The following is an 11073-nucleotide window of genomic DNA, read 5'->3' as shown; positions in this document are numbered from 1 at the left end:
TGCTCCAATGCCGTGGTTGCTGGTTTCATTATACCACGGTGGCATCACCTATATGTCAATTCTGGTCTAACAGAGCCAAATACTATTGGCACCACTGCGCAGATAGCCACCAACAAGAAAAGCCGCCGTTAAAGAACGGCGGCTTTTACTCTCGAAAAGTTAATAGCGGCTAGAGCGTCTTGATGTACTCCCCCAGCTCTTCCTCCCAGTCGGGCATGTGGAAGCCGGCAGCCTCGAGCTTGGACAGGTCGAGCGCGGAGTGGACCGGGCGCGGGGCGATGGGGCCCGCGGCGCTCGCGTAGTAGTCGGCGGTCGATACCGGCACGACCCTGTCCCCGTTGCCGTTGGCGGCCTCGAAGACGGCGCGGGCGATGTCCGCCCAGGACCTGACCGCACCCGAGCCGGTGCAGTCGTAGGTGCCGTAGGGGGCGTGCGTCCCCAGCACGTGGAAGATGGCTCCGGCCATGTCGCGCGTGAAGGTCAGGCGTCCCAGCTGGTCGTCCACGACCGTGACCTGCGTGAGTTTGTCCTCGGGGTCGGCGACGCGGTCGGACAGCCCCTTCATGGTCTTCACGAAGTTGCGGCCCTCGCCGATGACCCAGGAGCTGCGCATGATGTAGTGGCGGGGGCACCCTGCCACGGCGATGTCGCCGGCGGCCTTGGTCTGGCCGTAGACGGACAGCGGGGAGAAGGGCTCGTCCTCGTCATGCACCTCGGCGGTGCCGTCGAAGACGTAGTCGGAGGACACGTGGACCAGGGTGATCCCGTGCTCGGAGCAGGTGCGGGCGAGGAGGGCGGGGCCGGTCGCGTTGGCCTTCCAGGCGGTCGCGCGGCCCTCGGCGGTCTCCGCCCTATCCACGGCGGTGTAGGCGCCGCAGTTGATCACGGTGCCGTAGAGCGACCAGTCGTACTGTGTGTAGGCGTCCGGGTCTGACATATCGAAGGTGTCTATGTCGCAGAAGTCGAAGTCCTTGGCGACGCCGCGCTCCTCCGCCAGCCTGCGCACAGCATGGCCCAGCTGGCCGTTGCAGCCGGTGACGAGCGTCCTCTTCGGCGCCATGGGGACGACGTCGGCGAGCATCGGGTGGTTGAGGTCGGCCTCGGAGACGGTGGCCTGGTCCAGCGGGATCGGCCACTCGATGGCGAGCTCGGGGTCGGCGAGGTTCACGAAGGTGTAGGTCTTCTTGAGCTCGAGGGACCAGTGGGCGTCCACCAGGTAGGTGTAGGCGGTGCCGTCCTCCAGGGCCTGGAAGGAGTTGCCCACGCCGCGCGGGACGTAGATGGCCTTGGACGGGTCGAGCGTGCAGGTGAACACCTTCCCGTAGGTCTCGCTGCCCTCGCGCAGGTCCACCCAGGCGCCGAAGACGCTGCCGCGCGCCACGGAGATGAACTTGTCCCAGGGCTCGGCGTGGATGCCGCGGGTGACGCCGCGGCTGTCGTTGTAGGAGATGTTGTTCTGGACGACCCTGAGGTCCGGGATGCCCAGGGCGGTCATCTTGGCGCGCTGCCAGTTCTCCTTGAACCAGCCGCGCGAGTCGCCGTGGACGGCGAGGTCGACGACCTTGAGGCCCTCGATGCCGGTCTCGGCGACGGAGAGGTCCTTCTCGAATGCGATGTCTGCCATGTGGGAAAAGCTCCTATCGAAGAGGTTGGGTAACCGGGGGCGCCCGCGCGGGGACGCAGGATCATCCCCATGCCCTGCATCCCCGCGCGGGCGCCCCGCGGTGCGGTTCGCCGGAATGCAGTCTTACTGGCCCTGCGCGCGGTAGCGGGCCTCGGTGGCCTCCTTGGCGGGGCGCCACCAGGACTCGTTGGCGACGTACCAGTCGATGGTCTGCTTCAGGCCCCCGGCGAAGTCGGTGTGCGCCGGCCTCCAGCCCAGCTCGCGCTGGAGCTTGGTGGAGTCGATGGCGTAGCGGCGGTCGTGGCCGGGGCGGTCGACGACCCAGTCGAAGTCCTCGGGGTCCTTTCCCATGGCCTCGAGGATCATGCGCAGCACGGTGATGTTGTTCCTCTCCCCGTCGGCTCCGATGAGGTAGGTCTCCCCCATGCGCCCCTTCGTGAGGATGTCCCAGACGGCGCTGGAGTGGTCCTCGGTGTGGATCCAGTCGCGGACGTTCTCGCCGCGGCCGTAGAGCTTGGGGCGCACGCCGTCGACGATGTTGGTGATCTGCCTGGGGATGAACTTCTCCACGTGCTGGTAGGGGCCGTAGTTGTTGGAGCAGTTGGAAATCGTGGTGCGAAGCCCGTAGGTGCGGGTCCACGCTCGGACGAGCATGTCGGAGGAAGCCTTGGTCGAGCTGTACGGAGAGGACGGCTTATAGGGCGTCTCCTCAGTGAACTTCGCCGGGTCGTCGAGCGCCAGGTCGCCGTAGACCTCGTCGGTGGAGACGTGGTGGTAGCGGACGCCGTGCTTGCGGACGGCCTCCAGCAGGCGGAAGGTGCCCTCCACGTTGGTGCGCAGGAACGGCTCAGGGTCGGCGATGGAGTTGTCGTTGTGGCTCTCGGCGGCGTAGTGGACGATCGCGTCGTGGCCGGGGACCAATTCATCGAGCAGCCCAGCGTCGCAGATGTCGCCGACGACGAGCTCCACGCGGTCCGTCGGCAGCCCCGCGATGTTCTCGGGGTTGCCGGCGTAGGTCAGCTTGTCCAGGACGGTCACGTGCACCCCGGGGTGGTTGTTGACCACGTAGTGCACGAAGTTGCTGCCGATGAAGCCGCAGCCGCCCGTGACGATGATGTTCTTAGGTTCAAAAATCTCAGACATGAAAATCCAATCTGAAGCATGTACAGCTTCTTTAGTATGCCGCAGGAAGTGATGCCGCGACACTATTCAACAAAACTATCGGACATTTCGGCACGCGATAAGAGCCATAACCTTCGCAGAATTACTTCCCCTACAAAACGCCTCCGGAATGCAGTCTTTGTCGTACCGGAAGACCGAATTCCCAGTTTTATCGCGTAAGTACTTATAGAAGAAGTCCTCCCAGCTTTTAAACTTCTCACTGTCTGCAAACGCTTCCGGCTCTTGCAGAACTGCTTTGGCATCTAGCCCTGAAATTACGCCGGAGCTCAGTAGAAGCCACTCGAATGATTCGGGAAGACAAACCGTAACAGTATCGCGGTGAATGTCTTGCAGCTTAAGGACGCGGTCCGCATAGCACCCAAATGCCGCCCCGTCCGCGACAACAAACACGCGATCGTCGAGATGCTGATCCAACCAGCCCAAAATCGCGCTGTTCGTCATGGCCGAAGTACAGGTAAGCTCACTGTCAGCGAAATGCCGTTCAAAGAACTGGAAACCAGACTTACTGTCCTCGCATAGAAGGATAGAAAAGTCCTGTTTTGGCGCCGACCGGGAAATAGCATAACGATGATTCCCGCGATCTTGATAAACAGGGACGAAAGAATGGTATTTTCCGCTCGTCTTAATCTTGTAAATCTCATCCACGCTATACGGAAGATTGGGGAAATCAGCCCTTGAGATCAGCACGAAATAATTCGAGGAATACAGCACATGATGGGCAAACTCATCAGAATGAATCTCTTTTAAGCCCTCATCGACAAATACAATCGAGTCATGAACGGACGAAAGCTGGTTTCGCCAATCATAATCGGTCAGGGCGACACAGGGACAATCGCATTGCAAGGAAACACCCGACTGCTCGCCCGTTCGCATGTAGTCTGCGACCATGTTAAACAGTGTCGTCTTACCCGTGCCACTATCCCCACGCACAATAGTAATGTTCCGTTTAATGGTAAATGTGTACTTGGTTCCCCTGCGGCGGGAAATCTTAACGAGATGCGAACCGTTCATAAGCAGCACCTACAGATACGGAATCGACTCGTGAATCAAATCGGCCATGCTGTGAACGATTCGGCCGCTATTCACGACTTTAATTTTAAAATCCTCGCGACCAAAGTCCATCACATGATAGAGATTCACAACGAGCTTGCGGTCTTTCGCCATGTCGAGAATCCACTTGGCACAGTTGTCACCACAGGTAGAAGCGTTAAAAATATGCTTACGATCAAATCTCATAAGCAGCAGCGTTTTCACGCCACCAGAAAGCTGGAGTGGGGAGATGGATCCAAGCACAGGGCTTTCGATGACGTTTTCGGAGACAACAACCGATCGATCGACATCTTTAATTATCGAGACTGCATAGGGATCCGTAATCCAAGAAGACCGGTAAGAGTTTTTGAAATATGTCGCTGTGTTGTAAATCGCTTCTGGCATATCGCCAAAGTAGACGCTTAACACATCCACTCCCAATCATATTGTCTTTATGGTCAACGTAATCATAACGAAAGGGGCCACCAGATAAACGGTGACCCCTAAAGAAAACAAGCTTGCGCTAGTACTCGCGCGGGCTGTTGACGATCTCGCCGGCGGCGACCTTCTTCAGGTGCTGCCCGTAGACCGACTTGCCGTAGGCCTTGGCCGCCTCCTCCAGCTCGGCGGTCGTGATCCAGCCGTTCTCCCAGGCGATCTCCTCGGGGACGGACACCGGCAGGTCCTGGGAGTGCTCCACGGCGCGGACGAACTCCGCCGCCTCGTGGAGGCTCTCCATGGTGCCGGTGTCCAGCCACGCGTAGCCGCGGCCGAGGGTCACCACGGACAGCGTCCCCTCCTCCAGGTACATCTGGTTGAGCGTGGTGATCTCCAGCTCGCCGCGGGCCGACGGCTCGACCTCATGCGCCTTGGCGGCCACGTCGCCCGGGTAGAAGTACAGGCCGGTGACGGCGTAGGAGCTCTTGGGGCACTCGGGCTTCTCCTCGATGGAGACGGCCCTCCCCTCGCCGTCGAACTCCACGACGCCGAAGCGCTCGGGGTCGTCCACGTGGTAGCCGAAGACCGTGGCGCGGCCCGACTCGGCGTTCTGGACGGCGCGCGTCAGGTGGCGCGACAGGCCGTTGCCGTAGAAGATGTTGTCGCCGAGCACCAGCGCGCACGGCTCGCCGGCGATGAACTCCTCGCCGATGGTGAAGGCCTGCGCCAGGCCGTCCGGCGAGGGCTGCTCGGCGTAGGAGAGGTTCACGCCGTAGCGCGAGCCGTCCCCGAGCAGGCGCTCGAAGTTGGGCAGGTCGGTCGGCGTGGAGATGACCAGGATGTCCCGGATGCCCGCCAGCATGAGGGTGCTGAGCGGGTAGTAGATCATGGGCTTGTCGTAGACCGGCAGCAGCTGCTTGGAGGTCACGAGCGTGAGCGGGTATAGGCGGGTGCCGGACCCGCCGGCGAGGATGATGCCTTTCATAAAAATCCTCTCGATTGACAATCGTTGAGCAAAAGCCGCTGATTACAGATGCATAGTTAATTAAATTATACGCACCGGCAGCAACCTCCCCGTCTTCTTATTTAAATCGGACAGCAGAAACACGCAACTCTTTCTGCATTTCTAGCGAGGCAACAAATGAAAAAGTACAATGAGCAGTGTCCAACAAACGAAAGGCAAACAATGCGAGTCGAAACAACCGGAGTATGCAGAGGAAACTGGAAAATCTACCAGCAGCTTAAGATTGAAGGCATCCATAAAGGCTCCAGCGTAACAGCCCAGGCGGCTACAGACGATAACCGCCGCTCACCTTTATCCCTCCTAAAATTCCGGGACAATAGTTGTGACTCGAACTCATACGTCCTTGTAGTCCCCGATCCCGATGCTCGCACCATCAAAATTGAGTTTAGCGAAATCGGCCAAGACGGTCGCACCCTGAGCAGCGACTCCCTTTCGCTAAATTGCAAGAACATCAAATGGGAGTCGCGCCTTAACTACAAAATTAAACCTGACATGTGCAGCAAACTCCGAAACTACGATGACGTTTCAGAGTTTGACATGGCAACGATTGATTTCTGGCAGTGCATCGAAGATTCAAGCGACTATATCCTTAGGTGCACGGTGAGAACTCCTTATCGTAGCGACTCGCAAATCAAACTTCGTTGTTTCGATCGAACCCTTAATGAAGTTAATTTGAGCATCGTCAATTTCGGTTCGAATGTAACAAGCGTTGGATTTACGTCTGAGAAAAAGCAGCTTGAAACGCAGCTCTCAATTCGAATGCCAAAGGCGTTCGATCGTTACTACTTTGTTATTGACGATCAAAATCACCCATCATTCAGTGCATTTGACTGCTTAACACCCGATAAGTTAGGCTTGCTTCTTGAGGAGACCAACTTTCTCTTTACCCATGCGCAGTTTGACCCTGAATACCCCGAATGGTTCACGGAGCATAAGGCAACCATCGGCGCTCTGGAGAAGCAGAGAAAAATCGTCTTCAACAGTGCTCCGAAGTTCAGCATTATTGTCCCTCTATACAACACACCCATTTCGTTCTTTAACGATATGACCGAATCCGTAAAAAACCAGTCTTATGCAAACTGGGAGCTCATCCTAGTTAATGCAAGTCCTGACAATCAGGAACTAAAGGTTCACGTTGAGCAGGAGACGGCCCACGACAACAGAATTAAATCAATTAACCTTACCGAGAATAAGGGCATTTCCGAAAATACAAACGCCGGCGTTGCCATCGCTTCGGGTGATTTCGTTAGCTTCTTTGACCATGACGATATTCTTGAACCGGACTTGTTGTTCTCATATGCCGAGGCAATTGAAAACAATGATGACGTCGATCTTCTATATTGTGATGAAGATAAACTCATGCCTGATGGAAAGCTAGCGCAGCCGTTCTTTAAGCCGGATTTCAATATCGATCTGCTCAGAAACAATAACTATATCTGCCATATGCTTACCATCCGTAAGTCTCTGCTTGACACTCTAGAACCGAACACGAAAGAGTTCGATGGAGCGCAGGATCATAATCTGACTCTCCGCGCCGTGGAAAAGGCAAGGAAAGTTCATCATGTTCCAAAGGTTCTATATCACTGGCGCCTAAGCGAGACCTCCACCGCAGCAAATGCCGATAGCAAGCCGTATGCCACTATCGCAGGTATCAAAGCGGTCCAGAGTCATTTGGACAGGCTTGGGCTCAATGCGAAGGTCGAACAAGCGCGTCGTCCCTTTACATATAAAGTAACCTACGCTGTGCCAGATTCCCATCCACTCGTGTCAATTATCATTCCAACTAAAGACCACGCCAACATTCTGGACAACTGCATTAAGTCAATTGTTGAGAAATCAACGTACGACAATTTCGAGCTTGTCATAATCGAAAACAACAGCACAGAAAAGGAGACGTTCGATTATTACGATAAGTTGCAAGCAAAATATCCTGACATCGTTCGTCTTGTAACTTGGAAGCACGAATTCAATTTCTCCAAGCTCATGAACTTTGGCGTTGCTCACGCCAAGGGCGACTATCTCTTGCTGTTGAATAACGATACTGAGGTAATTACGCCCAATTGGATTGAGACTATGCTTGGCATCTGCGCACGTGAGGATGTTGGCGCAGTTGGTGCAAAACTCTACTATCCCGACAACACCATCCAGCACGCGGGCTTATGCGTCACTGGTGGCGTGGCAGGACATCTTTGCCAAAGCATGCCAAGGGATAACTGGGGCTACTTTGCACTCAACGATGCACAACAAGACTTCAGCGCCGTCACCGCAGCTTGCATAATGACCAAGCGTGATGAATATGAGAAAGTCGGAGGTTTCACGGAAGAGCTTCAAGTTGCATTTAATGACGTTGACTTTTGCTTAAAGCTACGCGAGATCAACGACCTAATTGTATACACACCCGAAGTCGAGCTCTATCACTACGAGTCGATTTCTAGAGGCGTTGAAAACAATACGGAGAAGCAGATTCGCTTCCACAAAGAGGTCGCGTACATGAATTATCGATGGGCTAAGTATTACGTCAAAGGCGATCCTTATATGAATCCAAACTTCACCGTCGGGGAACCCGCGAATCGTTATTATCATTTATAAGAAGTTTGCATTTCTTTTCTTATTCAATCTAGGCAAATTAGCATGTGTCTAGGCTAGATAGGGGAATCGAGGATTAACCCTCGATTCCCCTATTGTGATAAGTTGTCCTTCACTCGACAGTCAGAGAGCATCTTATTCCAAAGGCGTATTTAAAACCCAGCCCCACTGAGGCGTAGCGGTAGTGTGGTAGTAGTTCAGCCACCAGGCCAGTGATGTCGTCCTGATGTAGCCGATGTTATCCATAACCATACCGTCACCGACGTAAATAGCAATGTGTCCCCAGCGAGCCCCCGCATTTGTATGCGTATGAGTAGGGACCGCAACTATCATTCCAACCTTAAGCTGCGATATATCTCGACTGTGACACCAATTCCAAAATATGTCGCATGCGTCACCGTTGGGATAAGACCCTAGCACGGGATAAAAAACCTCGCTAACCCACTCCGAGCACAACCCCACTCCAGGAGAAGGAACGTTGTAGCAGCGGCCAACAATTTGAGACTGAGAGGAAGTGTGGGCAGAACGTTCGGGCTCTACCCAAGCACCAGCTGCATTAAAGAAATACTCGCCATTATCGATACTGTTCCAGCCGGTTGCCATTTGACCTGACGACATAAGGTAATACCATAGCCTGTCAGCATCGCGGAACCAGCCTGTATTCATAACGCCAGATTCGTTGTCGAGGTGATACCACCTCTCGCCAATTAATTGCCAACCGTGCTGCAGCACCCCGTCTGAATCTGTGTAAAACCACGTCTGAGCAGCGGAAGACCAATACCAGCCTACCATGGGCTTTCCTTCGGCGTCGTTGAGCTTAATCGCGCCCACGCTGTCCTTGACACCCGTTAACACAATTGCTCCACTGCCGCACGCATAATATGCGCTTCCATCTTGCGAGAAGATCCAGGCGTTGCACTCTAATGCACCACCGCTATCGGGATCCAAATAATAAATAGAGCCATTCACAGTTTGAAAACCTAGGAGCATGGCACCATTATTGTTAGGATCAAGCCAATACCAGTTAGAGCCATAGTAAAACCATCCAGCGCGAATCGCTCCAGTGGCATTGGCACAATACCATGTCCCATCGTCAACAAACCAACCAGTGCTCATGGATCCAGATTGAGAAAAATGATACAACGCACCGTTAACAAGTTTAAAGCCCGTAGCCATTAATCCAGAAGGTTCAAGCCAATACCAAGTATTGTCAAGGAACAGCCAGCCAGTCTGCATAGCGCCCGAAAGGTCCAAATAGTACCAGTTATGATTGACTAAAACCCAGCCGGTCTTCATTAAACCTGATGTTTCGTCAAGGTAGAACCAATGACTACCGCTGGCAGCCCATCCCTTCAAATGCGCACAGGACCCAGAGAATAAGTGCCATCCATCACTCAGATATCTCCAGCCAGTAGCTGCGTAGCCTTCGGAATCAAAATAATATTCCGCTCCCCCAATAGTCAGAAAACAGTTTGACGGCCAGCCACCGTCCTCATATCTCCACCACCATTTACCATTTTGGTAGGCCCAAGAACCAGGAAGAGCGATGCTATTATCGGAGGAACGAACAATTCGAAATGACAACTGGGCTGAAATACCGGAGTAATCCCCTAGCCCATTCACACTTATAGCGGCACAGCCAGGGGCAACATTATTTGAATACAAGACTTCGTAATTGATACCGTTTACTAGCACAGACCCATCGACGGCAAAAACAGAAACCTCAGGAGTAATCGCGGCGCCGGTATATTCATATGTCGAAAAATCAATAGACGCTTTTAAATTAACGGAATCCGAAGTCAAGCGGTCGCCGCCCAGTGTCCCAAATGCCTCCAGGCCCGCTTGAACCAAAGATCCATCAGCGCCTTCAACTGCATAATCATAAGATAATGAAAATGCGGTCGTAGGCCATATAAGAGGGGTGAAACAAATTGATACAAGACAAATCGCGCTGAATAAACTCAAATGCCGATTTCTCATCATTTCACTCTTCCTATGTAATCAGATAAACCTTTGAATATCCAGGCACAATCGACCTAGAGCCACAGTTCCCAAAATAAACAGCATGCCCAAAAAATCGTTTAACATGTCGCATCAGATAAAACGACACATCACTCATCAGCATATGGATTGTATATCTATTAGGCAATTATGGAGCAGCAGACGAGAGTGATCAATGTTAGACAAACGACTTTTTAGTCAAAGATAAGTGTGAATTAATCGTCCTTCTTCCGATATCGACAGTCAGGCAACAAGCCATCACCAGCGATGGAATCACCATCACTAACAGTATTCCAAGTTGATTTCCCAGATTGGTAAAGGTAAACAGACGCTTCCAGAGCCAGCTTTGAGCAAGTGAATTGTCGGAAATCAGATATACGGCAAAAGCGGATCCCGCAAGCCAATTGACACGGGCAGAATTAAATTAATATTTCAGACACAATTTAAATACTGATAGAAATACTGCAAACGAGAGACCCATTGAAAGAATGCTAGCTGATGAATAAACATACCCGTTTAATAGATTCACAGCAAAGTCGTGAATTATTCCTTGCGAATGATACGGAAGGTACAGCAAGAGAAGTCCTGATATAAAACATGCAGTCCCAACAAGCGCCAACTTATTCCAGCTAGTGGTATTAAAATTTACTGTTATCGTAAATAACAGACACCAATTGCGAGAACGATGAGATCGATGAGCATTCCTTCGGCTGGAAACGAAACGAACGGCAAATATCGAAATAATCCAAATGCAAACGATAATGATAGTGAAAGGAATTTGTGCTCGCTTCTACTACAGGCTCGAAGCCCCTCCAATATATAGGGGAGCAGCAAAATAAGGCCGGCATCAGAAGTGTTAAACCACCATCCATACCCCGTGGCAATTGGAAAGACCGTATTGATAAAGAAAGAGGCCGAAAGGGGCAAACTGCCCGTAAAAATAGAAATAATCCCTAAAGTTATACTGTAAAAAACAACCTCATTATTAAGAATTATTAGCTTCTTGACCGCATCTTTAATGCTAAAAGAAGCTCTGTCGGCTATAAACCAAACGGCGATAGACACGAAGCAGCCAACTGCAACTTTTCCAATAGGGAGAAACACTCCCTTAATGTTAGCGCCGGGCGATTTTAGCCGCTAATAGTCAAACTATTTTGACCAATCCCGGTCACCGAATAATGGCCACCGT

The 11073-nt window shown here is 52.8% G+C and carries 8 protein-coding genes; 1 reads left to right on the top strand and 7 read right to left on the bottom strand.

The features are described 5' to 3' along the window. Nucleotides 1-169: 169 nt before the first annotated feature. From I2G40_RS09335 to rfbA, 5 genes are all read right to left on the bottom strand, one after another. Complete coding sequence (locus I2G40_RS09335; protein ID WP_195544901.1) at nt 170-1624, bottom strand: sugar nucleotide-binding protein; 1455 nt, start codon at nt 1622-1624, stop codon at nt 170-172. Nucleotides 1625-1747: 123 nt separating this feature from the next. Then, nucleotides 1748-2767, bottom strand: a complete 1020-nt coding sequence (rfbB, locus tag I2G40_RS09330) for a dTDP-glucose 4,6-dehydratase (protein WP_195544900.1) — start codon at nt 2765-2767, stop codon at nt 1748-1750. 75 nt (nt 2768-2842) lie between these two features. Then, the gene (locus I2G40_RS09325; protein WP_117747064.1) at nt 2843-3817 is read right to left on the bottom strand and encodes a hypothetical protein; all 975 of its coding nucleotides are present in this window, start codon (nt 3815-3817) and stop codon (nt 2843-2845) included. A gap of 9 nt (nt 3818-3826) precedes the next feature. Continuing rightward, nucleotides 3827-4264 carry a DUF4869 domain-containing protein gene (locus I2G40_RS09320; RefSeq protein WP_117747067.1) on the bottom strand — a complete coding sequence of 146 codons (438 nt, stop codon included), beginning with the start codon at nt 4262-4264 and terminating at the stop codon, nt 3827-3829. Between the two features lie 94 nt (nt 4265-4358). After that, nucleotides 4359-5258: a glucose-1-phosphate thymidylyltransferase RfbA gene (rfbA, locus tag I2G40_RS09315; RefSeq protein ID WP_195544899.1), complete on the bottom strand. Its 900-nt coding sequence runs from the start codon at nt 5256-5258 to the stop codon at nt 4359-4361. Nucleotides 5259-5414: 156 nt separating this feature from the next. Between rfbA and I2G40_RS09310 the strand changes: the two genes are divergently transcribed. Then, nucleotides 5415-7886, top strand: a complete 2472-nt coding sequence (locus I2G40_RS09310; RefSeq protein WP_117747065.1) for a glycosyltransferase family 2 protein — start codon at nt 5415-5417, stop codon at nt 7884-7886. Between the two features lie 132 nt (nt 7887-8018). Here I2G40_RS09310 and I2G40_RS09305 read toward each other — a convergent pair whose 3' ends face one another. Both I2G40_RS09305 and I2G40_RS09300 read right to left on the bottom strand, forming a co-directional pair. Beyond that, nucleotides 8019-9866: a hypothetical protein gene (locus tag I2G40_RS09305; protein ID WP_195544898.1), complete on the bottom strand. Its 1848-nt coding sequence runs from the start codon at nt 9864-9866 to the stop codon at nt 8019-8021. 669 nt (nt 9867-10535) lie between these two features. Further along, nucleotides 10536-10949 carry a hypothetical protein gene (locus I2G40_RS09300; RefSeq protein WP_138112739.1) on the bottom strand — a complete coding sequence of 138 codons (414 nt, stop codon included), beginning with the start codon at nt 10947-10949 and terminating at the stop codon, nt 10536-10538. Nucleotides 10950-11073 lie beyond the last annotated feature (124 nt).

It is taken from the genome of Collinsella aerofaciens (genome assembly GCF_015558785.1).
Classification (GTDB): Bacteria; Actinomycetota; Coriobacteriia; order Coriobacteriales; family Coriobacteriaceae; genus Collinsella; species Collinsella aerofaciens_P.
This window is presented reverse-complemented; position numbering and strand designations above follow the sequence as displayed.